Origin of the sequence: Mixta tenebrionis (assembly GCF_006517625.1) — a bacterium.
Taxonomy (GTDB): domain Bacteria; phylum Pseudomonadota; class Gammaproteobacteria; order Enterobacterales; family Enterobacteriaceae; genus Mixta; species Mixta tenebrionis.
In genome coordinates this window covers 1-24,504 of record NZ_VHQI01000010.1, presented here as the reverse complement: position 1 = coordinate 24,504, position 24,504 = coordinate 1, and the positions used below count along the sequence as shown (strand labels likewise).

General features: G+C 56.4%; 19 protein-coding genes and 1 tRNA gene. 12 read left to right on the top strand and 8 right to left on the bottom strand.

Features of this window, described 5'->3' with window-relative positions; genetic code table 11:
* Window positions 1-110: 110 nt before the first annotated feature.
* From FKM52_RS15790 to FKM52_RS15775, 4 genes are all read left to right on the top strand, one after another.
* On the top strand, window positions 111-737 hold the full coding sequence (locus tag FKM52_RS15790) for a response regulator transcription factor (RefSeq protein WP_141177123.1): 627 nt from the start codon (window positions 111-113) through the stop codon (window positions 735-737).
* Entirely contained in the window at window positions 737-4,198 is a 3,462-nt protein-coding gene (locus FKM52_RS15785; RefSeq protein ID WP_141177122.1) for a response regulator, read from the top strand. The genes FKM52_RS15790 and FKM52_RS15785 overlap by 1 nt, the downstream gene beginning before the upstream one ends.
* 104 nt (window positions 4,199-4,302) lie before the next feature.
* On the top strand, window positions 4,303-4,731 hold the full coding sequence (locus FKM52_RS15780) for a DUF1090 domain-containing protein (RefSeq protein ID WP_141177121.1): 429 nt from the start codon (window positions 4,303-4,305) through the stop codon (window positions 4,729-4,731).
* A 66-nt stretch (window positions 4,732-4,797) separates the two neighbouring features.
* Window positions 4,798-6,984 (top strand): fimbria/pilus outer membrane usher protein, encoded by a 2,187-nt coding sequence (locus tag FKM52_RS15775; protein ID WP_141177120.1) that lies wholly within the window; start codon window positions 4,798-4,800, stop codon window positions 6,982-6,984.
* Window positions 6,985-7,023: 39 nt separating this feature from the next.
* On the opposite strand, the gene FKM52_RS15770 is transcribed toward FKM52_RS15775, so the two are convergent.
* From FKM52_RS15770 to FKM52_RS15750, 5 genes are all read right to left on the bottom strand, one after another.
* On the bottom strand, window positions 7,024-7,371 hold the full coding sequence (locus FKM52_RS15770) for a DUF4156 domain-containing protein (protein ID WP_141177119.1): 348 nt from the start codon (window positions 7,369-7,371) through the stop codon (window positions 7,024-7,026).
* 228 nt (window positions 7,372-7,599) lie between these two features.
* Window positions 7,600-8,250 (bottom strand): hypothetical protein, encoded by a 651-nt coding sequence (locus tag FKM52_RS15765; protein WP_141177118.1) that lies wholly within the window; start codon window positions 8,248-8,250, stop codon window positions 7,600-7,602.
* Window positions 8,251-8,282: 32 nt separating this feature from the next.
* A complete protein-coding gene (locus tag FKM52_RS15760) occupies window positions 8,283-10,433 on the bottom strand; it encodes a hydantoinase/oxoprolinase family protein (RefSeq protein ID WP_141177117.1) in 2,151 nt (716 codons plus the stop codon).
* A 42-nt stretch (window positions 10,434-10,475) separates the two neighbouring features.
* Window positions 10,476-11,771 (bottom strand): transporter permease, encoded by a 1,296-nt coding sequence (locus tag FKM52_RS15755; RefSeq protein ID WP_141177116.1) that lies wholly within the window; start codon window positions 11,769-11,771, stop codon window positions 10,476-10,478.
* Window positions 11,772-11,780: 9 nt separating this feature from the next.
* A complete protein-coding gene (locus FKM52_RS15750; RefSeq protein ID WP_141177115.1) occupies window positions 11,781-13,127 on the bottom strand; it encodes an FAD-dependent oxidoreductase in 1,347 nt (448 codons plus the stop codon).
* Window positions 13,128-13,403: 276 nt separating this feature from the next.
* Here FKM52_RS15750 and FKM52_RS15745 point away from each other — a divergent pair, with 276 nt between their 5' ends.
* Both FKM52_RS15745 and FKM52_RS15740 read left to right on the top strand, forming a co-directional pair.
* Window positions 13,404-14,324, top strand: coding sequence for an ROK family protein (locus tag FKM52_RS15745; RefSeq protein WP_141177114.1), 921 nt, complete (start codon window positions 13,404-13,406; stop codon window positions 14,322-14,324).
* Window positions 14,325-14,344: 20 nt separating this feature from the next.
* Window positions 14,345-15,325: a LacI family DNA-binding transcriptional regulator gene (locus FKM52_RS15740; protein WP_141177113.1), complete on the top strand. Its 981-nt coding sequence runs from the start codon at window positions 14,345-14,347 to the stop codon at window positions 15,323-15,325.
* 246 nt (window positions 15,326-15,571) lie between these two features.
* On the opposite strand, the gene groL is transcribed toward FKM52_RS15740, so the two are convergent.
* The 3 genes from groL to FKM52_RS15725 form a co-directional block, all read right to left on the bottom strand.
* Window positions 15,572-17,218, bottom strand: a complete 1,647-nt coding sequence (gene groL, locus FKM52_RS15735; protein WP_141177112.1) for a chaperonin GroEL — start codon at window positions 17,216-17,218, stop codon at window positions 15,572-15,574.
* Between the two features lie 45 nt (window positions 17,219-17,263).
* A complete protein-coding gene (locus FKM52_RS15730; RefSeq protein WP_141177111.1) occupies window positions 17,264-17,557 on the bottom strand; it encodes a co-chaperone GroES in 294 nt (97 codons plus the stop codon).
* A gap of 219 nt (window positions 17,558-17,776) precedes the next feature.
* Entirely contained in the window at window positions 17,777-18,238 is a 462-nt protein-coding gene (locus tag FKM52_RS15725) for an FxsA family protein (protein WP_141177110.1), read from the bottom strand.
* A 395-nt stretch (window positions 18,239-18,633) separates the two neighbouring features.
* Between FKM52_RS15725 and aspA the strand changes: the two genes are divergently transcribed.
* The 6 genes from aspA to FKM52_RS15695 all read left to right on the top strand — a co-directional run bounded on the left by aspA (window position 18,634) and on the right by FKM52_RS15695 (window position 24,436).
* Window positions 18,634-20,070, top strand: a complete 1,437-nt coding sequence (gene aspA / locus FKM52_RS15720; protein ID WP_141177109.1) for an aspartate ammonia-lyase — start codon at window positions 18,634-18,636, stop codon at window positions 20,068-20,070.
* 115 nt (window positions 20,071-20,185) lie between these two features.
* On the top strand, window positions 20,186-21,487 hold the full coding sequence (locus FKM52_RS15715) for an anaerobic C4-dicarboxylate transporter (protein WP_141177108.1): 1,302 nt from the start codon (window positions 20,186-20,188) through the stop codon (window positions 21,485-21,487).
* Between the two features lie 95 nt (window positions 21,488-21,582).
* Window positions 21,583-21,906 (top strand): divalent cation tolerance protein CutA, encoded by a 324-nt coding sequence (gene cutA, locus FKM52_RS15710; RefSeq protein ID WP_141177107.1) that lies wholly within the window; start codon window positions 21,583-21,585, stop codon window positions 21,904-21,906.
* Window positions 21,882-23,597: a protein-disulfide reductase DsbD gene (locus tag FKM52_RS15705; protein ID WP_141177106.1), complete on the top strand. Its 1,716-nt coding sequence runs from the start codon at window positions 21,882-21,884 to the stop codon at window positions 23,595-23,597. Before cutA ends, FKM52_RS15705 begins: the two co-directional genes overlap by 25 nt.
* Window positions 23,598-23,672: 75 nt before the next feature.
* On the top strand, window positions 23,673-24,251 hold the full coding sequence (gene dicD / locus FKM52_RS15700; RefSeq protein ID WP_141177240.1) for a division control transcriptional repressor DicD: 579 nt from the start codon (window positions 23,673-23,675) through the stop codon (window positions 24,249-24,251).
* Window positions 24,252-24,360: 109 nt separating this feature from the next.
* A tRNA-Phe gene (locus FKM52_RS15695) sits at window positions 24,361-24,436 on the top strand.
* The last annotated feature ends 68 nt before the right edge of the window (window positions 24,437-24,504 follow it).

The following is a 24,504-nucleotide window of genomic DNA, read 5'->3' as shown; positions in this document are numbered from 1 at the left end:
TAAGAGAAAGAAAAATTAATTACTTTTATCAGTTCTTTCTTCTAAAAATGAAGTTACTATTATACGGCAGATGATATGAGTTCACTTTGCTATAATAATCATGGACGTTTATGCCTTCTATTCTTATCGTTGACGATCATCCCGCTATTTGTTTTGCGCTTAAGGCTTCACTGGAAGTAGAAGAAGACCTTACCGTAACCACCACGACCGACGGCGGGAAGGTCATGTTTCTTATTCGTGAACTTAAGCCTGACTTAATTATACTTGATATTTCTCTGTTAAAGTTGGATGGTCTTGATTTACTGGCGCGAATCAAACATTATCGCCCGACTATTCGGGTATTAATCCTTACCGGGCTGCCGGCGGAAGTGTACGCGCCGCGCAGCCTGAAGGCCGGTGCGGACGGTTTTCTCAGCAAACAGCATCTGCTTACCGCCATCAGCGCGGTGGTACGGCTGCTGTTGGATGGCTACAGCTGTTTTCCCTCCGGCAGTTTTATCGCGGAAAACGCGCCCTGCGCATCGGCGGAGGCGGAAAGCTCGCGCCTGCTGGCGCGCATGTCCGATCGCGAACTTACCGTTTTACGCTATCTGGCGGAAGGGAAATCGAATAAAGAAATTGGCGAATTACTCCAGTTAAGTAATAAAACCATTAGCACTTATAAAGCGCGGCTACTGGAAAAAAGCGGAACGGAATCGCTGGCGGAGTTACTCCAACAATTTAAAAATATAAAATAATGTCGCTAATTCTACGTATAGTTATATTAATAGGGTTAATTACTTTCTCTGCTACCGGCCCGGCCGCGCCGCCGCCGGAGAAGCCCGTCAATTCGCTACAGCTGCTGGCGCACAGCCAGGCGATGCTGTCGGATCTGACCTTAAGCAGCGAACAGTGGCGCTGGCTGCGCAAGCATAATCATCTGACGATCGCCAGCTGGGCGCCTAATGTTCCGCCCTATTTTATGAACGCCGGACGCTATGATTATGTTGGCATTACCGCCGATTATCTGGGCCTGCTGGCCTCTAACCTTAATATTAAGCTGGAAATCCAGCAGTACGCCGATAAGAAAGCGGCCTTTGAAGCGCTGGAAAACGGCGAGGCGGATCTTATCGCCTGGGCCAGCGATGAGGCGTATGACGCCGGCTTCCTGCTGAGTAAGCCCTACACCAACAATACTCCGGCGGAGGTGGTTAATTTTAACGCCTGGCCGCTGCCTGAAGAGGGGGTCCGGCTGGCTATCGACGCCGCCTATCCTAACCCGGAAGCCTTTATACAGCGCTGGCCGCAGGCGCAGCTGATCCCCTTTATTTCGGCGCGCCATGCGCTGGAGGCATTAGCGTTTCATCAGATAGATATCTTTATTGGCGATGCGACCGCTACGCAATATTTAATTAATGAATCTAACCTGAGCGATTTAAATATTCGCCGGCTACGCAATAATCAGTCAAAGGGATTCTCGTTTGCCGCACGGCCCGATAATGAACAGCTGATAGCGATCATTAATCAGGTACTTTCCGCCATCCCGGCCAATATTAATGAAGATATTATGCGGCGCTGGAACGGCGGCTTTATGCCGATTCTCAGCGAGCGCCATCTCTATTTCACTTCGCTTGAGCAGAAATGGATCGAAGATAATCCGGAAATCCGCGTTTCGGTGCTGCGCGACAGCGCGCCGCTGAGCATCTATGACAGCAAAAAGAAACTGCACGGCGTCACCACCGACATCTTAAAGGCGATCGGCCTGCGTACCGGGCTGAAGTTCGTTATTCAGCCGAAGGATAATCTGGAGGAGATTATCACCGCGGTAAAATCCGGCCATAGCGATATGGTGGCCAGCCTTAACCTGGACAGCGCCAGCCATGCCAGCCTCTTAACCACCCGCACCTGGCTGTTTAATTCATGGGTAATGGTAGGACGCCATCCTTCGCTTTCGCTGCCCGCCACGCATCGGGCGATGCTGCTGAAAGGCAACGCCGTCGATCTGAGCGCCGAGCCGGAATTGCAGAAAATGCGCATTGTGCAGGCCGATACCCTGACGGAAGGGCTGGAAGCGGTAGTGAAAGGCAAGGCGGACGTGATGATCCTGCCGTTAATCAACGCAAACTTTTATATTTCCCGGCTGTATGCCGACAAACTGCGCATTATTAAAAGCCTGGAGATCGATCCGGCGCGCTTCACTATGGCGGTTTCCGCCAGCAACTATCCGCTGGCGACTATTCTCGATAAGGCCCTGCTGAATATCGCCCCGGAGGACTTACAGCTAACGGTGCGCAAATGGCACAGCAACGCCAATATGCCCAACGATCGACAGAGCGAGATACAGTCCGCCCCTTCCCAGGCGCTGATCGGGCTGGCGGTCGTCGCTGCCGGGATGATCCTGACGCTGCTTATTCTGCTGCTGCGTCATCGTCAGCGGCGTCAGCCCGCCCAGCAGCACCTGCTGGATGCGATTCCCGTCCCGCTGTTTATCACCGATCTTAACGGACGGCTGACCAGCGCAAACCGCTCTTTTGCCGAAGCCCTGAATATCGACGTAAACGAACATCGCGGGCAGAACGTACAGGCGCTGATGGCCGAATTCGGGCTTTATGACGGCGACCGCGTTAAGGAAGGGATCGCTTTCTGGCAAACGCTGCTGCAAACCAACGCTCTGGGCTACGGCTATGTCGGCGGCTGGCAGGATATGCGGGAAAGCCTGCAAACGTTAAAGCAGCTGCAGCAGGCCAAACATTCGGCGGAAAAAGCCAGCCGGGTAAAAACCACTTTCCTCGCCTCTATCAGCCATGAGCTACGCACGCCGCTCAGCGCCATTATCGGCATTCTGGAACTGCTGCTGCGGCGTAAGCAGCTTAACCCCGGCGATCGCGACTCGCTGCACATCGCCTACGACACCGCAGAATCGCTGCTGATGCTGGTAGGCGATATTATTGACGTTGCGCGCATCGAAACGGAAAGGCTGGTGCTGCGACCGGAACGCGCCTCGATTCGTCCGCTGATTGAGTCAGTGGTGACCATGATGGATGGCCTGGCGCGGCAGAAATCGCTGCTGTTTACCTGCGAGATCGATGCGGATATCAGCGGCGATGTGCTGGTCGATCCGGTACGGTTCAAGCAAATCCTGATTAATATTCTCGGCAACGCGGTCAAGTTCACCGTGCAGGGGCGAATTATCTTCCAGGCCCTGCTGGAAAAAGAGGAGGCCTCGGCGCTTAATCTGGTGTTGACCATTCAGGACAGCGGGCCGGGTATCGACGCCGCCACCCAGGCGCGCCTGTTCAAACCTTTTGAGCAGGGCGATAACCAGCAGAGCCAGCAGGGCAGCGGACTTGGCCTCTACATCTGCCGCACGCTGATTAACATGATGGCGGGCGAGCTGACGCTGGACAGCCAGCCGGGCATGGGCACGGAAGTCACAATTCGCCTGCGTCTGCCGAGAATGACGCCTCAGCCGATGCCGGCGGTGGTGGCCGCCGCTCAGGCGGCGCCGACTACCGCACGGCGCATTCTGGTGGTGGACGATCACGCCGCCAGCCGCCACGTCCTCATCCAGCAGCTGCACTATTTAGGCCATGAGGCGATCGGCGCCGCCGACGGCCAGCAGGCGCTCTCCCTGCTATCCGCCCAGCTGCCCGACGTGGTGATTACCGACTGCAATATGCCGGTGATGGACGGCTTCGCCCTGACCCATGCCATTCGGCGCGATCATCCCGACCTGATTATCTGGGGCGCTACGGCCAACAAACAGCAGTCGGTGCGTGAAGCCTGTCTGAACGCCGGAATGAATGATTGCCTGTTCAAGCCGCTGACGCTACAGACGCTGGAAAAATCACTCAGCACCCTGCCGGTTACCGAGACTCCGCCCTGCAATATCGCGTGGAAATTCCCGCCCGGCCTGAATACGCCGCTTAAGCGCCGCCATTTCCTGCAGCTGCAGCTGGAAATGTTCGATGAAGCCCTGGCCGATATTCATGAGGGGCGACAGCATAATCGCGATCTAAAAAGCGTATTGCATAAATTACGCGGCGGCCTGTTGCTGCTTGGCGCGGACGAGCTAATCGAGGCCTGTCAGCAGCTGGAGAAGCAGCCTGACCCGGAAAAACTGCAGCAGTTCGAACAGCAAATAGTGCATCTTTCCCGGCATCTTCAGCTTATTTATGCAGGGACTACAGACTTGTCATCCCTTCCTACAGCAGGGTGAGGACGCGCCTGTATTGCCATAGTTGGGCCTAACCTTTAACCTGAGGCCACTTACGGATAAGTCCGCAAGCGTTTAAATAAATGGTTTTCGTATAAGGAGTTACGATGAAAAAGTTAACAGTTCTTGCAGCGGTAATGATGGCTGGCGTATTTAACATGGCTCATGCAGGCGTTGAAGATTGCGCCACTAAACGTGCAGCGCTGGAAAGAGAAATCAGCATCGCGCAGCACTACGGCAACACCATGAAGGTGAACAGCCTGAAACATGCGCTGGCTGAAGTTAAAGCTCATTGCACCAGCGCCAGCGTCATTGCCAAAGCACAGAAAGAAGTTGCCAAGCTGGAGAAAAAACTGGCTGAGAAACAAGGCGACATCCGTGAAGTACAGGCTGACCTGCGTGAAGCCCAGGCTCGCGGCAAGAAAGACAAAATCGCTAAATATCAGCGTAAGCTGAGCGAAAAACAGGCAGATCTGCAGGAAATCCAGCAGAAGCTGAACCAGGCTCGTGCTGACCTGGCTGCTCTGCAAAAATAATTATTCCCCTTAAGCAAACGGAAGCGTTCTCGCTTCCGTTTTTTATGGCTTAGCTTTCTGCCACTAATGAAATTTTGGTCACTGACTTTTTTAATATTAATTTTTGCTTACTGCCATTCAGCCAATGCCGGCCAACAGCTCTGGGTCATCGTAAATAACAATTACAAAGGCCAAATATTCCTTGAGATGGACGGCGAGGAACCCTGCCTGCAACGGGATTTGCTGGAAGAATGGGGCGTAAAGTTAAAACAGCTACCGGAAGATAGCTGGAGCGCGCAAGGCTGCCTGACCCAGGCGAGCCTCGAACTGCTGCGCATTCAATCCTGGTATCGGCCCGACGCGGGGCTGCTCACTATTCTTATCCCTGATAAATTTATTAACGCCCGGCAAAACGGCGTCAATACCAGCCGCTGGGATGAGGGCATTAACGCCTTCTTTACCAGCTATCGCGCCAGCTACACCAATTATCAGAGCGACAGCCCCTATGCGGAGACCGGCGACAGCTATAACGTCGAATTCGATAACGGCATTAATTATGGCCCGTGGCGCCTGCGCTATCAGAATACGTTATGGCGCGATGCTGAAGGCAGGCACGGCATTTATAGTCGCCAGGCTAATCTTTACCGCAGCATCAACAGCTGGCGCTCGCAGCTGCTGGCCGGAGACGGCGAAACGACGGATACGCTGTTCGACGCCGTGCCGTTTCGCGGCATCACGCTGGTCACGGACGAAGCGATGTTTCCTGACAGCTGGCGCCCCTTCTCGCCGTGGATTAACGGCTACGCCAGAAGCCATGCCGAGGTAACCATCAGCCAGAACGGCATGACGGTTTACCGTATACACGTACCGCCCGGCCCCTTCGTCATCCGTGATTTTTATCCGCCGGACAATAACGGTACGCTGCAGCTGACGGTAAAAGAGAGCGACGGCAGCGAATCGAGCCGCTATTTGCCGTGGTCGGCGATGCCCGCGCTGGTGCATGAAGGCAACTACAGCTATGAGCTGGTGGCCGGGCGCTATCGTCCCTGGCGCGGCAGCGATCTCGCTAAACCGACATTTTTGCAGGCCAGCCTCGCGCGCGGCATTACGCCCGCTCTGACGCTCTATACCGGTGCGCAGCACGCCGATCAATATGACAGCTATCTGGCCGGCGCCGGCCTGCATCTGAACGCGCTGGGTTCGTTCTCTATGGATACCACCTGGGCGCGCTATACCTCATATGCCGAAGATTATCGCGGCAGCGTCTGGCGCCTGCGCTACGCCAGAACCTTTTTTAACAGCGGAACCAACTTTAGCGCCCTGCTGCGCTATTACCCAGCCGGGCAGCAGTTTCGCTCGCTGGAAGAGAAGGTTACCCAGCCTTCCGCAGAGTACGACTGGCTTTTTGATGAGAATAAAAACCGCCTGCTGACCCAGGAATATTGGATCAACCACTATCTGAACGAAGAACAGAGTCTGAGCCTGCATTACACCCAACAGAACTGGCGTAAAACTCCCGGTCACCGCCGCTATATTTCCCTGAGCTATCAGGCAAACGTGGGAGACTGGGATATCAGCGTCTGGCTGGGGCGGTCGCGCGAACAGAGCAGCCGTAGTGAAACCACTCTTGGCGTTACGCTCAGCCTGGCGCTGCCCGACATCCCCGGCGGCGGCTCGCCCAGCCTGAGCTACAGCCATAATCTCGCCAGCCACTCCGATCCCAGCGAAGAGATCGGCCTGAGCGGCACGGCGTTATCGGATTACAGCCTGCGTTACGATCTTTCGGCGGTACATACTCCTCATGCTGACAATCAATATAACGCCTCGCTTGGCTATCAGTATGACGCCGGTGAAGCCACCGTCAGCGCTTATCGCGAAGGCGGCACGCGTGAGCGGCGCATCGACATGCGCGGATCGGTGCTGGTTCACCGCAACGGCATTACCCTTGGTCAGGAAGTGAGCGATACCATGGCGCTGATCGTGGTGCCGGATACGCCCGGCATCGGCAACTATCAGCAGTTTGGCGTGAAAACCAACGCGAAGGGCGAAGCGCTGGTCGGTTATCTGGTGCCGTGGCGCGTAAACCGTCTGACGCTGGACAGCTGGCAGCTGCCTGACGATCTGACGCTGCCGATGACGGAGCGCGGCGTCGTGCCGACAAAAGGCGCTATCGTCAGGGCGATGTTCCTGCCCGCCGAGAAGAAAAAAGTTAAAGATGAGGCGAAGGCGGCAGAGGAAGATGAAGATGAAGATGAAGAGGATAAGCCGGAATAGCCTCAGGCATCGCCTGATAGCTGTTCCGGCGCGCAGCGCTTAGGGGCACTTATAAACCTGGCCGCTCATTTTGCTGTCGAGCGGCGCGAAGTTTGACCAGATATTCTGCGTCGGGCTGGTGGCGCCGTAGATGACGTTGCCGCCCATCTCCGCCGCCCGGTTGCGTAAATCGTTGGCCGCGCCGCGCAGCGAGCTGCCTTCGCCGCCCGTTCCGCTCAGCCAGTTGCTTTGGCTGCCGGTAACTTCTCCCAGTAACTGACACGCTTCCCCCGGTTGCCGATCGGTAAAGGTGACGCGCTGCCCGGCCGCGCTCAAATCTTTCGACGTGCTACAACCTGTCAGCAGCGCCGCCGCGACAGAAAGCCCCAGCAAGACATTAATCCGCATAGTATTCCCCAGTTATTATGGTCAGTATCCGGTTCGAGCGTATCAGAAAAACCAAGGTTTCCTTAAACATCCCTTGCCACCAAACGTCAGGATGAACCTGTGCGTCTACTTATACCTTTTTCAGCGCCAAAAGAAAAACCCCTGCCGGCGACGGCTCCGGAAGCGATCGCGCGGCAGCGCAGAGAGCCCCGCCGCATAGTACGTCGCGCCTTGCGGACAGCCCGGCAATCACAAACACGCATCCGCCTGAGGCGTCAGGCCGAAAGCCAGCATTTCCTGCCACGCTTCGGCAAAGCACCGCTCATTCTCCCACTGAGTCTGTTTCCCGCTGTGCGCCAGCCATAAAAAATCATAGTACGATGGATAATAATCGAGCTGATGAAACCGCTGACAAAAACGATGCGCCGCGATTTCCGAAGTCGCGCCAACGGTGGAGTAGCGTCGAAACGGGCCGATGGCGACATTGCATACTTTTTCCAGCGAGGCGCTGACGGGCCGCTGCTGATATTCAAGAAAATGGAAAAATTCATGCGCCAGATGAATATCAATAATAGTGTCCAGCGACATTACCAGCCCGACGCTGGCGCAGCCGGCGAGCAGGCTCTCCAGCGAGGGCTGATATAGCGTGATTTTACGCCGCGATAGCTTCTCGCTGTATTCAAACTGCGCGCGAAACTGCACGGTAAAGAACAGGCCATCATCTTTCTTAATCTCTATGGCAATCTGATGTTGCGCGCAAAGCTGGCGAATATCCTGTCCGTTAAGCCGGGCCGCAGCCTGCTCGCCGAATGCCAGCGCGCTGTCAAGGTAATAGCGGTACTTAGCCGGCGGAATTTTATTGAATACCAGATCGTTGCGCAGATCCAACCACGCCAGCATGTGATTAAACTCATTCCGTTCCATCTGCCGTCCTACTGCCACGCCACGGTAATAACCGGCTGTTGCCGATCGACGCTGTCCAGCTCCATATCGATAATCGACAGCATTTGCTCTTTGGTTTGCGTACCGCTCAGGTCCAGCATCTTCTCTTTCCAGAATAAAAAGGTTTTGGGAATGGCGGCGTTGGCTTCTGAATAACGGGTATTGTCATCGAGAAAATCGATAAAAAGCGAGGCTATCTCGGCACGCGTACAGAGCAGCCAGTTGGCATTCTCCTTTTTCAGGCGTACAACGCCGCCCCGGTCCAGCATGCTCAGACGGCGTTTTTTCCGGCTAAACAGGCCCCAAAAGCGTTTCTGTTCGCTGATGCCCTCAAAAAGATGCCAGCGCCCTGTCTGGCAGGCCGGCGTAACCGCCTCCGCCTTAAGGTTGATGGATTCGGCGGCGATCTGCCGCAGCTGGGCCAGCGGCAGCGTTTCACTAATGCTCTCTTTTTTGCGTAATTCCGTCGCGCCGGTAGCAATAGCGCGCAGCACGTTTTTCTGCTTATCGATCTCGATATTAATATCGACGGTCTCTTCGTTCGCTCCGGAACGCACAATGCGCTCGATAATTTCCGCACGGATCTTTTTAATATCGCTTTCGCCGGGATTAACCACGCTTTTTTCAATCATCTCGCGCACCATCGCCATCGCCACGCCGATAGTGGAAATATAGGGGGCGTTGCGCGCGTTTTTATATTTCATGGCGGCTTTTTCCGCCATCGCCGGCACCAGTACGCAGCCGCTGCCGCCGCCGCCGACCAGCGTAATAAAGTGCGGCTCCAGCCGGTATTCGCTAATCATTTCATTAACTATCGCCATCACTTTATCAATGGCGATATCCAGCGCCTGTCGCGCCGCCTGTTCGGCGCTGATGCCCAAATACGCGCCGAGCAGCTGCCAGGCGATACGGGCGCTGGCAAGATTGCCGGCAGCGTAGTCATCCGCCGGCACGTAGCCCAGCAGGTTGGCGGCGCCGGCCAGCGTTAACGCATAGCGCCTGCCATGCGCGCCGTTCACCACCGCATAGGTTGGCGGATCGCCCGGACGCGGACTGATAAAATCGAGCGTCGGCCGCTCGCCGAAGGCCGATTCAGCGACAAAACATTCATATTCGCAGCCGGCGATATGCGCGCTGCGCGGCCCGGTCATAGCGATTTTATTGTTTTCCACCATGATCATGCTGCCGCCCGCCACCGCCAGAGTACGCACGTCCAGCGAACGCAGATAGGTTCGATGGCCGCCCACCTGCGCGTTCTGAATCATTACCTTGCCATTTTTAATCACTGAGATATCTACACTGGTGCCGCCCACCTCAAAGAAGATACCGTCAGAAATTTTCTCATACATCAACGCTCCGGCGACGCCGGCGGCCAGCCCGGAGAGCATGGTCAGAATCGGGCGTTTACGCACCTCGTCAATGCTCATCACGCCGCCATCGCATCGCATGATCATCAGCTGCGAGGCGATCCCCGCCGCCTTGATCGCCTGTTCGGTCATGTTGGCGGTTTCCAGCATACGCGGGATCAGGCTGGCATTGACGACGGCGGTACGGGTACGGGTTTTCAGGCCGTACAGCTGGGTGATTTCATGTCCGGCGGTAGCGGAAATGCCCATGTCGGCAGCCACCGCCATCACGCGCAGCTCGTTGGTGGGATCGTCAACGCTATAAGCTTCTGACGCCACAATCACCTCCGCCCCCTGCCGACACAGCTCTTCGATTGCCGCACGTATCGCCGCGTCGCTGAGCTGCCGCGTATCGAGAAAGGTATTAAAGGTATGCAGGAACTTTCCATCGGCCAACGGGATGTCGGCAATGCAGGCCTCTTTACGCACGCTTTTACCTTCCAGGCCGCTGCCCATGGCGATAATTCCAACCTTTGCCACATCGCCTTCCAGCAGGGCGTTGGTCGCCTGGGTGGTACCGTGCGCAATAAAGCTGACCTCCTGCGGCGCAATGTTATTCTCCGCCAGCACCTGGTGAATAATGGTGATAATCCCATGCGCCACGCCGTCAGGATGATGATGAGTCGTTGGAATTTTCTTTTTGGCTATCAGTTCAAAGCTGTCGTTATCGATAACCGCGGCATCGGTAAAGGTGCCGCCGACATCGATGCCAATACGATATTTTTTATCAGTCATAATCAATGCCTTATCAAGCTCTGAGCCGGCGCAAAACCGCCGTTAAAATGCGACATAGCCCGCCATTAACATCGAGATCAGTACGGCGATCATGCCCCACGGCAAGGTTTTGCGCAGAATGTCGTTAACGTCTACTTTGGCAAAGTCGGACGCCCAGACGTTGTGCGTGTTGGTAGGATCGGACAGCCCCTGCACCAGCAGCGCCGAGCGCAGCGCCAGCATGGTCGCCAGCGGAGAAAGCCCGCCGCCAAGCATCAGCACGCCCAGACCGCTGCCAAGGCCATAGCTGTTAAGCGGTCCGCGATAGAGCGCCAGCGGGCTAAGCAGCGAGAAGAAAAGAATATAGGTAAGCGCGGAGCCAGGAACGATGGAGGTAATCAACGGCTTAAGCACCAGCGTGACCTGCGGAGCGGTAACGGCATTAAGCAAAATGCCGATGCCAACCATTAGCCCAATCGCGCCGGCCACATTCTGAATACCTTCCACCAGACTGCTGACCAGCACATGGACCGGACGTTTCGGCAGCGCCAGCAGCAGACAAATCACCAGGCTCAGGCAGATGGCGGGCACCACCTCCATATGGAACCAGAAGATAATCATCACCGGCACCAGCGGTGTAATCAGCGCCAGCGCCCTGACCTGGCGGCGGCGATTCAGACTATCAGCCACCGGCATCGACCAGGCTTTTCGCACTACCACCTCGCGCTTAACCATCCATATCACCATCGCCAGATAGATAACCGCCGCCGGAATGGCAAACAGCACAGCGTAGCGCGCCACTTCCGTTACCGGGATCCCGTACAGATCGTGCATTAGCGCCCAGCCGCTGACGGAGAACAGGCTGCCAAGCGCATGGCAGGCCAGCAGCACAATGCAGCTGGTTAGCGGCGAAAGACCCGCCGTCAGCAGAATCGGTATCACAATGCTGCCGACCAGGATCACCATGCCCAGGCCGTCGCTGGAAGAGAAGATCACCGTGCCGATAATAAAAAAGACGATCGCCATCGTCAGCGGCTTATCGCCGGAAAGCTCGGCGGCCTTACGCACCAGCGCTTCGGTGACGCCGATTTTTTTCAGCACCTCGCCAAACCATGCGCCGAAAATCAACGCCATGATGGTGGCGCCAAGACGCAGCGAGCCTTGAGTCAGCACGTTGTTAGCGATCGTAAAGGTGCTTTTATCTTCGCTGAATAGCGGAACGCCGGCAATCAGCGGCATCAGCAGCGCCATCACCGGCAGCGCCAGAATCGCCGGCATTTTTCGGCTCATCATTAGCCCGGAAAACACCAAGAAAACCATCAGGATCGCGCAGATCCTGACAATATTAATCATGTCCATATCTGTTCCTCAGTAATCGAGATAACCCTGCTGTTGACGAATGGCGAGCTGTAGCTGCTGCACGGATACCTGATGAACGGTGATGTGCTGCCGCGCCGCCAGCGCCGCGGCGATACCGCCAGCCTGGCCGATGGCGCCTACCGTCGGCGTGGTGCGTATTGCCGCCTGCGCCTCAAAAGTGGCGGAGATGCAGCGCCCGACGACAATCACATTGTCAGATTCAGCGGCAATCAGGGCGCGCCAGGGAATGCTGTAAATGCCGCCACAGGGCAGCTGTTCGTGTACGGTTCCTTCGCCATCCGGGCTGTGGATATCAATGGGATAGCCGGAGAGGGCGATGGCATCGTCGAAACGGGTCTGACGCAGCAGATCCCTGGCGGTAAGGGTGTAGCAGCCGGCGATCTGGCAGGAGCTACGCACGCCGACAGAGGGGCCGGTTTGTACCACGATCGCCTCTGCAAAACCTGGCACCACGCGCCTGGCGAAGCTTTCCAGCTGCCGGCACTGCTGGCGGCCGATAAATTCGGCGTGGCTCAGACTCCACGGATCGGTCGCGTCATGATCGAGAATACGACTGGTATTGAAAACGAATTCACCGGGATTATTGGTTTCAAAGATCAGCAGATCTTCACGCGGAATGGTGATTTCTCCGGCGGCTTTAGCCGCGGCGAACTCGGCAGCAAAACCGTGACAGGCCAGGCGGGGGGCGTTGCGTACATCTTCAACGCGGTAGTGATTATTGAGTTTATCAATATTCTCTATCATGTAACGACGCAGCTTTTCACGATCGACATTAATCATCTTCATGGTCATAGTCATCGGCTGAGATTTGCCGTCTGACTCGCGTCCTTTCACCAGCGGAATACCTGCTTTTGCCGCCAGCATGGCGTCGCCGCTGGCATCAATAAACACCGGCGCGGCAATCGCCATCAACCCGGAGCGGGTGCAGACTCTGATATGCTCCAGCCGGGAGCCACAGCGCTGAACATCGGCCAGCGTCGCGTGATAGAGCACGCTGCCGCCCGCTTCCAGCAGCATCAGCTCAAGCTCATGCTTCATCGCTTCTGCGTCAAACGGAGTGTAGGTGGCGGTAAAGTGACCGGGATCGGGAACGTGACCCGGCGACTTGCCGCAGGCCTGCAAACGGGTGATAAGTTCATCGGTAATCCCGCGAATAACCTGCTTCTCGCCGGCATGAAAAGTCATCATAGGATTTACGCCGTTAGCGGTCAGCGAACCTCCCAGACAGGCGCCAGCTTCAACGATGAGCGTTTTAGCCTGACTTCGCGCGGCGGCAATCGCAGCAATCGCACCGGAAAAACCGCCGCCCACCACAACCACATCAAACTGTTCCATTTTTTCGCCTTTAGTAAACAAGGAAACTGGTTCGAATCGTGACGGATGGTCCGGGGGTTGCCTAGCGCTTAATCGGATCAATGTGAACTGCATCCAGGTTTTTATTAAACAGCAGCAAATATTTGTGATCCTGCCGCGGTAAAACGCTTTTATGGCGCGTTTTCGCGTACATTCAGGCCTTTTTAATAGGTTTTGTGATCCTCCTCTATTTGTTTAGTAAACAAAAGATCCAGGCTTACGCTCCTGAATCGCAGAGTCGTTACAGAGGCGGAAATCATGAAGTTAGGACTTGATATTGGCGGCACAAAAATTGAAGCCGTCGTGCTGGATAATGAAGGCAAAACGCGCTATCGCCAGCGTTACGCAACGCCAACGCAGCGCTACGAGGATTTTTTTACCGCCGTTATCAATATTATCGCCGGCGCCAGCAGGGCGGTCGGCCAGCCGGTTTCTGTCGGGGTGGGTATTCCCGGCGCGCTGGATGAGGCCGGCCTGATTAAAAATTCAAATATTCTGGTGCTTAACCAGCGGCCCTTTGCCGCAGAGCTGGAGCAGCGCCTGAGAAGGCCGGTTTCTGTCGCCAACGACGCTAACTGTTTTACCCTGTCAGAAGCGCTTGACGGCAGCGGCCAGCCATACGGTCTGGTATTCGGGGTGATTCTCGGCACCGGCTGCGGCGGCGGCTTATGCATTAATAAACAGCTTATTACCGGCCCTAACGCTTGCGCAGGCGAATGGGGCCATAACGCCCTGCCCCGCTACCGTCCTGAAAATGACGGCGCAGCGGCGCCCTGCTACTGCGGCCAGATAAACTGCATCGAAAGTTTTATCTCCGGCAGCGGCCTGCAGCGGCAATATTTCCAAAGATTTACTAAACATGCTAAGGTGCCGGAAATTATCGCTCAGCTAAGCGCTGGCGAGACGCGGACGCTGCTGCTGTGGGAGAATTACCGGGATCAACTGGCGCGGGCGCTGGCCAGCATTATTAATACGCTGGACCCCGATGTGATTGTTTTGGGCGGCGGCGTATCTAACGTTGAGCAGCTCTATCCGAGGCTGCAGGAACGGGTGGCGCAATATGTGTTTGGGCAGCGGTGCCGCACGCCGATTGTCCGCGCCCGCCATGGCGACAGCAGCGGCGTTCGCGGCGCGGCCTGGCTTGGCGCGCAGCTTCCGCAGCCCCTCTCCACGGCGTAGCAGGAATAAAAGAGAGATGAATGGCTAAATCAGTAAGGATCAGGGATATCGCCGGGGCCTGCGGCGTTTCGCCAGGCGCGGTTTCCCGCGCCCTGAAAGGCCAGCCTGGCCTGCGCGAAGAGACCCGGCGGCGCATTATTGCCGCAGCGGAGCAGCAGGGATATGACTTCTCCCGCCTGCGTAGCGATAAACTGAAGCGCGTGCTGTTTCTGCTGCACCGTCAGCACAATATCAGCCGGGCGCTGCCCTTCTACTCGCGGCTCTTTCTCAGCATTGAAGAGCAATGCCGCGCTCAGGGCATCGCGCTTAGCTTTCTTTCTCTTGGTCCGGCGGACGCCATCAGCGATCAGGTTATGCTGCATCAGCCGGACGCCTTAATCTGCGCCGGTTTTTTTGAACCTGAGCTGCTGGCGCTCCTTCAACAGCTGAAACTTCCGCTGGTGCTGGTCGATCTCTATGCGCCGGGCCTGCCGTGCGTGAACCCCGACAACATGCAGGGCGGTTATCTGGCGACGCGGCACCTGCTGGAGCAGGGGCGTTCACGCATCGCCTTCCTCGCGAGCACGCTCTCCCACTACAGTATCCGCCAGCGCGAAAAAGGCTACCGGCAGGCGCTGTATGAGGCGCAGCTGCTGATGTCGCCGGAGTATGAAGCGATAGCACCTCCCCAGCTGGATACCGAGCAGTCGCTGATTCAGGCCATCAATGAACTGTTGGACCTGCCGGAACCTCCTGATGCGATCTTCGCCTATAACGACGCGGCGGCGTTGCTGGTACTGCGCGTCTGCGCTCAGCGCGGATTGCGGGTGCCGGAAGATATCGCTCTGGTGGGGTTTGATGACATCGAATCCGCCGCCTGGGCGCAGCCTGCGTTAACCACCATTGCGGTAGATAAACAGCTGCTGGGCCAGAAAGCCTTACAGCTGCTGCTGGAAGAGACGCAGGAAAGCAATACCCTGCTGCCGGTAAACCTGGTGGTACGCGCCAGTTCGCATGGATAACGGACAGGCCACGCGCCAGCGGCATCAGAAGTCTGCTTTACCATCCGTAGCCGACGCTTTCCCCTTAGCCTGAAGCCAGCGCTGCGTTTTAACCAAAAAAAATGCCCGACGGCAGCAAAAATTTATCTGCTGCAACATCGGGCATCGTTCGTGTTGGCGTTACTGGCCGCCGAGGCGGCGAGCATCAACGCTTTAGTTGATACTCGCCCAGGGGCCCAGACGACAGACGATACGACGTAGGTCGTATTACATCATGCCGCCCATACCGCCCATGCCGCCCATACCGCCGGCAGCGCCTAAGTCAGCTTTGTCGTCCTTCGGCAGATCGGTCACCATACATTCGGTGGTGATCATCAGGCCGGCAACGGACGCCGCGTACTGCAGCGCAGAGCGGGTTACTTTGGTCGGATCCAGGATACCGAAGTCGATCATGTTGCCGTACTCTTCGGTAGCGGCGTTGTAACCGTAGTTGCCATCGCCCGCTTTCACCATGTTAGCCACAACAGACGGCTCTTCACCGGCGTTAGCCACGATCTGACGCAGCGGTGATTCCATTGCGCGCAGCGCAACTTTGATACCAACGTTCTGATCTTCGTTCTGACCAGTCAGCTCGGTCAGTTTAGCCGCAACGCGTACCAGCGCTACGCCGCCGCCGGCCACCACGCCTTCTTCCACCGCCGCACGGGTAGCGTGCAGGGCGTCTTCAACGCGCGCTTTTTTCTCTTTCATTTCAACTTCAGTTGCCGCGCCCACTTTCAGAACGGCGACGCCGCCTGCCAGTTTCGCTACGCGCTCCTGCAGTTTTTCTTTGTCGTAATCAGAGGTCGCTTCTTCGATCTGCTGACGAATCTGCGCTACGCGGCCCTGAATAGCGTTTTCTTCACCCACGCCATCGATGATGGTGGTGGTGTCTTTGTTGATCACTACGCGTTTTGCCTGGCCAAGATCTTCCAGCGTAGCTTTTTCCAGCTCCATACCGATCTCTTCAGAGATCACGGTACCGCCGGTCAGGATAGCGATATCCTGCAGCATGGCTTTACGACGATCGCCGAAGCCCGGCGCTTTCACCGCAGCCACTTTTACGATGCCGCGCATGGTGTTTACCACCAGCGTAGCCAGCGCTTCGCCTTCTACGTCTTCAGCGACGATCAGCAGCGGCTTGCTCGCTTTCGCTACTGCTTCCAGTACCGGCAGCAGTTCGCGGATGTTGGAAACTTTTTTATCAACCAGCAGAATGAACGGGCTGTCCAGCTCTACCGCACCGGTTTCCGGTTTGTTGATGAAGTAAGGAGAGAGGTAGCCGCGATCGAACTGCATACCTTCAACCACGTCCAGTTCATCCTGCAGACCGGTGCCTTCTTCAACGGTGATAACGCCTTCTTTGCCCACTTTTTCCATCGCCTGAGCGATCAGGGTACCTACGGATTCGTCGGAGTTAGCGGAGATGGTGCCAACCTGAGCGATAGCTTTGGAATCAGAGCAGGGTACGGAGAGCGCTTTCAGCTCTTCTACCGCAGCGATAACCGCTTTATCGATACCGCGTTTCAGATCCATCGGGTTCATGCCCGCAGCAACCGCTTTCAGACCTTCGTTAACGATGGACTGCGCCAGTACGGTAGCGGTGGTGGTGCCGTCGCCCGCAGCGTCGTTCGCTTTAGAGGCCACTTCTTTCACCATCTGCGCGCCCATGTTTTCGAACTTGTCTTCCAGTTCGATTTCACGTGCAACGGAGACGCCATCTTTAGTGATGGTCGGCGCACCGAAAGATTTATCCAGAACCACGTTACGACCTTTCGGGCCCAGGGTAACTTTAACTGCGTCTGCCAGGATGTTTACGCCGCGCAGCATTTTTACGCGAGCGTCATTACCGAATTTTACGTCTTTAGCTGCCATTTGAAATTTCCCTTAAATTCGTATGTTCGATGGATTTTCGCGTAATCAGGCTTCAACGATTGCCAGAATGTCGCTTTCAGAGATAATCAGAACTTCTTCGTTGTCGATCTTCTCGCTTTTAGCGCCGTAGCCTTCGTTGAAAATCACAACGTCGCCCACTTTCACATCCAGCGGCTGTACGCTGCCGTTTTCCAGGATGCGACCATTGCCCACAGCCAACACTTCACCGCGCGTAGATTTACCTGCTGCGGAGCCGGTCAGAACGATGCCGCCAGCAGATTTGGATTCAACTTCTTTACGCTTGACGATAACGCGATCGTGCAATGGACGAATTTTCATTTGATAGCTCTCCTTTGAGAAGTCCAATCAGTCATTTTGGGATGAACGCCGGGCTTATGGGGCTTCCGGCCTCGTGGCTCAAGAGATAGGGACAGCGGCAAACGCTTTCAAGGGGCAAAGCAAAAAAAATTTTTTAGCCCGCAGTGAATTTTGCCGATACGGCTAACCCCCTGAAGAAAAAAGGGTGATGGTTCGCACCTTCACCCTGAGTCAGAAATATCAGCGATCGCGGCGATCGTCGTCGTGGCCGATACGATCGCTGTCTTTGCGCTCGTATTCGCCCTCCATGGTATAGCCGCTGTCAGGCCCTGCGCCCGGTCCGCGCCAGACGCGCAGATGCGGCATCAGCTTCAGCGTCAGGTGCTTTTGCACCGGCGGCAATAGCAGCAGCAGGCCGAGGAAATCGGTAAAGAAGCCCGGCAGCAGCAGCAAAAAACCGGCGATAATCAACGATACGCTTTTGATCATCTCCGCCGCCGGGCTCTCGCCCTGCGCCAGCTTCTGCTGCATCAGCATAAAGTTTTTCACCCCCTGGTTTTTTACCAGCGAAACGCCGATACAGGAGGTAAAGATTACCAGCAGCATGGTCATCAACACGCCTAAGACGTGCGCCACCTGGATAAACAGCGAAATCTCGATCCAGGCGAATAAAAACAGTAGTAATAACGGTAACCAGCGCACCGTATTCTCCTTTCAGTCGGGCCGCCACGCCTGCGGCACAGCGGCGGAATGCGGTTCAGTAACTAAGACGAAGGCGCGGAACAGGCGTTAAGTTTGCTGCCTGCAGGGCGCCGCGCCGGGTAAAACAGAGAGATGGGGCTCGCTCCGCTACTTTTCAACCAGCGCGGTCGATTTTCTGCGCGCCCGCCGGATTAAGTTGTGATCGCATCACAAAAAAGATAACAGGACGCATTAACTGTTCTGAATCACGATCGCTGCTCAGATATTTCGTTCTCTTATGCCTATCATCGTGCAGCCGGGCTGATAAACGTCAACTTATCGGCGCGCGCTTTATATGACACTATGAATGCATCACCAGTAATGATGTAACCGGTAGCTCTAACAAGAAGGTTCCCATGGCAAATAACATTCGTATCGAAGAAGACCTGCTGGGCATGCGCGAAGTACCGGCAGATGCCTGGTACGGTATTCATACTCTGCGTGCGATTGAAAATTTTTGTATCAGCAGCCACAAAATCAGCGATATCCCAGAGTTTGTACGCGGCATGGTGATGGTAAAGAAAGCGGCGGCGTTAGCGAATAAAGAGCTGCAAACCATCCCGCGCAACGTTGCCGACGCCATTATTCAGGCCTGCGACGAGGTGCTGAATAACGGCAAATGTATGGATCAGTTTCCGGTTGACGTTTATCAGGGCGGCGCCGGCACCTCGGTAAATATGAACACCAACGAGGTGCTGGCTAATATCGGCCTGGAGCTGATGGGACATCAGAAAGGGGAATATCAGTACCTTAACCCCAACGATCATGTGAATAAATGCCAGTCCACCAACGACGCCTATCCTACCGGTTTTCGCATTGCGGTCTACGCCTCGATTTTAAAACTGCTGGATGCGATCGCTCTGCTGGGCGAGGGTTTCGAACGTAAAGCCGCCGAGTTTGCCGCCATTCTGAAAATGGGGCGCACCCAGTTACAGGATGCGGTGCCGATGACGCTGGGCCAGGAGTTCCACGCTTTCAACGTGCTGCTGAACGAAGAGATTAAAAATATTACCCGCACCGCGGAGCTGCTGCTGGAGGTAAACCTCGGCGCGACGGCGATCGGTACGCGCCTCAACACTCCGGATGGCTACCAGCAGCTGGCGGTGCAGCGGCTGGCGGAGGTCAGCGGGCTGCCGGTCACGCCGGCGGAGGACCTGATTGAAGCCACCTCGGACTGCGGCGCCTACGTTATGGTGCACTCTGCGCTGAAACGACTGGCGGTAAAGCTGTCGAAAATCTGCAACGATTTACGCCTGCTCTCTTCCGGCCCGCGCGCCGGGCTGAATGAAATTAATCTGCCGGAGCTGCAGGCCGGCTCTTCAATTATGCCCGCCAAGGTTAATCCGGTAGTCCCTGAGGTGGTTAACCAGGTCTGCTTTAAGGTTATCGGCAACGACGCCACGGTGACCATGGCTTCTGAAGCGGGCCAGCTGCAGCTGAACGTAATGGAGCCGGTTATCGGTCAGGCGATGTTCGAATCCGTGCATATTCTGACCAACGCCTGCTATAACCTGCTGGAAAAATGCGTTAACGGCATCACGGCGAACAAGGCGATCTGTGAAGCTTACGTGTTTAACTCTATCGGCATCGTCACCTATCTGAACCCCTATATCGGGCATCACAACGGTGATATCGTCGGTAAAATCTGCGCGGAAACCGGTAAAAGCGTACGTGAAGTGGTACTGGAGCGCGGCCTGCTCACCGAAGCCGAGCTGGACGAAATATTTTCCGTTCCTAACCTGATGCGCCCGGTTTATAAAGCGAAGCGCTATACTGATGAAAGCGAAAATTAATCCCAGCGATTGAGCCATTGAAGGCACGTCTGTTCCCTGAACGACGTGCCTTTTTTATTGCGATACCACACAAATTTTTAACGACGTTTTAGCATTATTTTTAAGGAGTCAATTTATGGTGGGGATAGAGCTGATTATCGTCCTGCTGGCGATCTATCTGGGCGCCAGGCTGGGCGGCATCGGCATCGGGTTTGCCGGCGGCCTGGGGGTGCTGGCGCTGGCGCTGCTGTGTCAGATGAAACCGGGCGCCATACCTTTCGACGTGATTGAAATTATTATGGCGGTGATCGCCGCGATCGCGGCGATGCAGGTAGCGGGCGGCATGGATTATCTGGTCAGCCTGGCCGAGCGGCTGCTGCGCAAGCATCCGCGCTACGTTACCTTCCTGGCGCCGCTGGTAACCTACCTGATGACCATCCTGGCGGGAACCGGTCATACCGCCTTCTCCACGCTGCCGGTGATTGCCGAGGTTGCCAAAGAACAGGGCGTTCGTCCTTCGCGTCCGCTCTCCGTGGCCGTGGTCGCCTCGCAGATTGCCATTACCGCCTCGCCTATCTCTGCCGCCGTGGTGTTTTTCGCCGGCATCCTTGAACCACGCGGCATCAGCTATTTAGGCCTGCTGGCGGTGGCGATTCCCTCCACCATGGCGGCGATTTTCGTCGCGGCGCTGATCACAAACTTCCTCGGCAAAGAGCTGCAGGACGATCCGATCTACCAGGCGCGTCTGGCTAAAGGCGAAGTCACGCTGCGCGGCTCCAGCGTGTTCACCGAGAAGCCGGGAGCGAAACGCGCCGTGCTGCTGTTCCTGATCGGCATACTGGCGGTTATGCTCTACGCAACGGCCATCAGCGAAAACGTCGGCCTGATTCAGAATCCGGTGCTGCCGCGTAATGAGGCGATTGTGGTGTTTATGCTCACCATCGCCACGCTGATCTGCCTGAGCTGTAAGGTCAACACCAGCGAAATTCTCAGCGCCAGCACCTTTAAATCGGGGATGAGCGCCTGTATTTGCGTGATGGGCGTGGCCTGGCTGGGCGATACCTTTGTGAAAGGGCATATTAACGATATTCAGACGCTGGCGGGCGAGCTGCTGAACCACTATCCGTGGATGCTGGCGCTGGTTCTCTTTTTCGCCTCTACCCTGCTCTATTCGCAGGCGGCCACCGCCAAGGCGCTGATGCCGGCGGCGCTGATGCTGGGCGTATCGCCAGTTACCGCCGTCGCCTCGTTCGCCGCGGTCTCCGCGCTGTTTGTACTGCCTACCTATCCTACGCTGCTGGCGGCGGTCGAGATGGATGATACCGGCTCCACGCGCATCGGTAAGTATGTTTTCAATCACTCTTTCCTTATTCCCGGCACGCTCGCCATCGTCTTATCGGTAGCCTTCGGTTTTCTTTTCGGTCATTTGGTGCTGTAAACGCGCCGGCTAACCCGGCGCCGCCGGGTTACGCCTGTTTACTTGCCGCCCGCCCCATCGTGCTATGATTGCCCTTTTCCACACAGGAGCAGGTCATGACACATTCAACCGCAGTCATTGTTCTTTGCACCGCGCCTGATGCACAGCACGCCGAACAGCTGGCGGATAAAGCGCTATCTGCCCGGCTGGCCGCCTGCGTTACCGTGCTGCCCGGCGCAACCTCCTATTATCTCTGGCAGGGCCGGCGCGAAACCGCCAGCGAAGCGCAGCTGTTGTTTAAAAGCGATGTTACCCATCAGCAGGCGTTAATCGATCTGCTGAAAGCGGAACATCCTTACGATACGCCCGAACTGCTGGTGTTACCGGTACAACATGGAGAGAGTGATTACCTGTCATGGCTCAGCGCATCGCTTCGTTAATCTTTCTGCTGTTTAGCATCCTGCTCAGCCCCTCAACGCAGGCGGGCCTGTTTGATAACGGCGCGCGCTCGCAGTTTGTGCCGGTAGACCAGGCCTTTTCCTTTGATTTTAGCCAGCAGGGCGATCGGCTGACGCTGCGCTGGCAGGTGAAGCCCGGCTACTATCTTTATCGCCAGCAGATTAGCCTGACGGCGCAGCAGGCGACGCTGGCTCCGCTACAGCTGCCGCCGGGCCAGCCGCATGAGGATGAGTTCTACGGCAAAAGCGAAATCTATCCGCAGGATCTGACGGTGCCGGTGACTATCCGGCAGGCGGCCGATCGCTCCAGCGTAACATTGCGCTATCAGGGCTGTGCGGCGGCGGGCTTTTGTTATCCGCCTGAGACGCGCGTGATCCCGCTTAATGCGGTTAACGCATCCAGTACCGCCTCTGCGGTGGAAAACCCCGCGCCGTTATCTGCAGCTCCTCAGAGTACGCCGCTTCCCTTCTCTCCGCTGTGGGCGCTGTTGATCGGCATCGGCGTGGCCTTTACGCCCTGCGTACTGCCGATGTATCCGCTGATTTCCGGCATCATTCTTGGCGGCAACCGTCAGCTCTCGATGGGACGCCTGCTGGCGCTGTCGATGGTTTACGTGCAGGGTATGGCGCTGACCTATACGCTGATGGGAATGGTAGTCGCAGCGGCTGGATTACGCTTCCAGGCGGCGCTGCAGCATCCCTGGGTATTGATTGCGCTGTCGCTGGCGTTTGTATTGCTGGCGCTATCAATGTTTGGCCTGTTTAGCCTGCAGCTGCCCGCCAGCCTGCAAACACGCCTGACGTTGTGGAGCAATCGCCAACGGGGCGGATCGCTGCCGGGCGTATTTCTGATGGGCGCGCTGGCGGGATTGATTTGCTCGCCCTGCACCACCGCGCCGCTCAGCGCCATCCTGCTTTATATCGCCCAGAGCGGCAACCTGCTGGCGGGCGCCGGCACGCTGTGGCTTTACGCCTTCGGCATGGGGCTGCCGCTGATTGCCGTTACGCTGTTTGGCAACCGGCTACTGCCTAAAAGCGGCCCCTGGATGCAGACGGTAAAAGAGGGATTCGGCTTTGTGATTCTGGCGCTGCCGGTGTTTCTGCTGGAACGCATCGTCGGCGACAGCTGGGGATTACGACTCTGGAGCCTGCTGGCGGTAAGCTTTTTCTCCTGGGCGTTTATCGTTAGCCTGCGCGCGCAGCGCGGCTGGATGCGAGCGGTACAGGTGCTGCTGCTGCTGGCGGCGTTAACCGGCGCGCGTCCTTTACAGGAGTGGGTGTTTGGCAGCGAAACGGCCACGGCGCCGCATGCCGGGCTGAACTTCACCGCTATCAGCACTGTCGATCAATTAAATGCGCAGCTTAACAGCGCCCAGGGCGAGATCGCTATGCTCGATCTCTACGCTGACTGGTGCGTCGCCTGTAAAGAGTTCAGCAAATATACCTTTAGCAATGCCGGCGTGCAGCAGCAGCTGGCGCAGGTAAAATTGCTGCAGGCGGACGTGACCGCCAATAACGCGCAGGACAGCGCGCTGCTGCAACATCTGCAGGTACTGGGGCTGCCGACGATTCTGTTCTTCGATGCCCACGGCCATGAGATCCCCGGCTCGCGCATCACCGGCTATCTTGACGCGGCGGCCTTTCGCGCGCATTTGCAGAAACTGGCGCGGTAAACGACACTGGAGTCAGGTTCAATGAACGTGACTCCCGATTTACCGGTAGAGGAACGCTTACAGGAGGAGTCTTACGTGCAACGTGAACAGGTACTCGATCACGCACTTAACGTGCTGGAACTTAACGGCCTGGCGGGCACGGTTTCGCTGGAAGAGCTGGCGACAGAGATCGCCATGCCTTATGCGCAGCTGCAGCGCTTTTGGCCCAATCGCGACGCTTTACTGTACGATGCCCTTCGCTACCACGGTCAGCAGATTGACAGCTGGCGCCGCCAGCTGTTGCTGGATGAGACGCTGAGCCCCGGACAAAAGCTGCTGGCGCGCTATAAGGTTCTGGAGGAATCAGTTGGCAACGGGCGATTTCCCGGCTGTCTGTTTATCGCCGCCTGCAGTTTTTATCCGCAGCCGGATCACCCGGTGCATCAGCTGGCGGAGCAGCAAAAGCGCGCCTCCTGGCAATATACCCATGAGCTGCTGACGCTGTTGGGCGCCGATAACCCCACGCTGGTAGCCGATCAGATGGAGCTGATTCTGGAGGGCTGCCTGAGCAAGCTGCTGGTGAAGCGCAACCAGCAGGATATCGCCACCGCACGCCGGCTGGCGGAAGATGTGCTGCACATTGCGCTTTGCCGTCGCAACGGCGCGTTAACCTGACATTTTTTCATCGCATTGCCTGAAAAGCAGACGATCGGCTGCATTTCGGCAACTTTTTCGTAGAAAGCCGTTGACGCTTGCCGGCCTTTACGGTTTAATTCGCCCCGTTGCCCGGATAGCTCAGTCGGTAGAGCAGGGGATTGAAAATCCCCGTGTCCTTGGTTCGATTCCGAGTCCGGGCACCAATATTCATAAGGCCTCGCTGCAAAGCGGGGCTTTTTCCTTTTCTGGCTACGGTAGATTTCTGGTCGTT

Bases quoted from the DNA above. Each gene is read 5' to 3' on its own strand.
- FKM52_RS15750 (WP_141177115.1), bottom strand. From the start codon at position 13,127: ATGGAACAGTTTGATGTGGTTGTGGTGGGCGGCGGTTTTTCCGGTGCG.
- FKM52_RS15790 (WP_141177123.1), top strand. From the start codon at position 111: ATGCCTTCTATTCTTATCGTTGACGATCATCCCGCTATTTGTTTTGCG.
- FKM52_RS15705 (WP_141177106.1), top strand. From the start codon at position 21,882: ATGGCTCAGCGCATCGCTTCGTTAATCTTTCTGCTGTTTAGCATCCTG.
- FKM52_RS15730 (WP_141177111.1), bottom strand. From the start codon at position 17,557: ATGAAAATTCGTCCATTGCACGATCGCGTTATCGTCAAGCGTAAAGAA.
- FKM52_RS15715 (WP_141177108.1), top strand. From the start codon at position 20,186: ATGGTGGGGATAGAGCTGATTATCGTCCTGCTGGCGATCTATCTGGGC.
- aspA (WP_141177109.1), top strand. From the start codon at position 18,634: ATGGCAAATAACATTCGTATCGAAGAAGACCTGCTGGGCATGCGCGAA.
- FKM52_RS15745 (WP_141177114.1), top strand. From the start codon at position 13,404: ATGAAGTTAGGACTTGATATTGGCGGCACAAAAATTGAAGCCGTCGTG.
- FKM52_RS15760 (WP_141177117.1), bottom strand. From the start codon at position 10,433: ATGACTGATAAAAAATATCGTATTGGCATCGATGTCGGCGGCACCTTT.
- groL (WP_141177112.1), bottom strand. From the start codon at position 17,218: ATGGCAGCTAAAGACGTAAAATTCGGTAATGACGCTCGCGTAAAAATG.
- cutA (WP_141177107.1), top strand. From the start codon at position 21,583: ATGACACATTCAACCGCAGTCATTGTTCTTTGCACCGCGCCTGATGCA.
- FKM52_RS15780 (WP_141177121.1), top strand. From the start codon at position 4,303: ATGAAAAAGTTAACAGTTCTTGCAGCGGTAATGATGGCTGGCGTATTT.
- FKM52_RS15765 (WP_141177118.1), bottom strand. From the start codon at position 8,250: ATGCTGGCGTGGTTGGATCTGCGCAACGATCTGGTATTCAATAAAATT.
- FKM52_RS15775 (WP_141177120.1), top strand. From the start codon at position 4,798: ATGAAATTTTGGTCACTGACTTTTTTAATATTAATTTTTGCTTACTGC.
- FKM52_RS15740 (WP_141177113.1), top strand. From the start codon at position 14,345: ATGGCTAAATCAGTAAGGATCAGGGATATCGCCGGGGCCTGCGGCGTT.
- FKM52_RS15770 (WP_141177119.1), bottom strand. From the start codon at position 7,371: ATGCGGATTAATGTCTTGCTGGGGCTTTCTGTCGCGGCGGCGCTGCTG.
- FKM52_RS15785 (WP_141177122.1), top strand. From the start codon at position 737: ATGTCGCTAATTCTACGTATAGTTATATTAATAGGGTTAATTACTTTC.
- FKM52_RS15755 (WP_141177116.1), bottom strand. From the start codon at position 11,771: ATGGACATGATTAATATTGTCAGGATCTGCGCGATCCTGATGGTTTTC.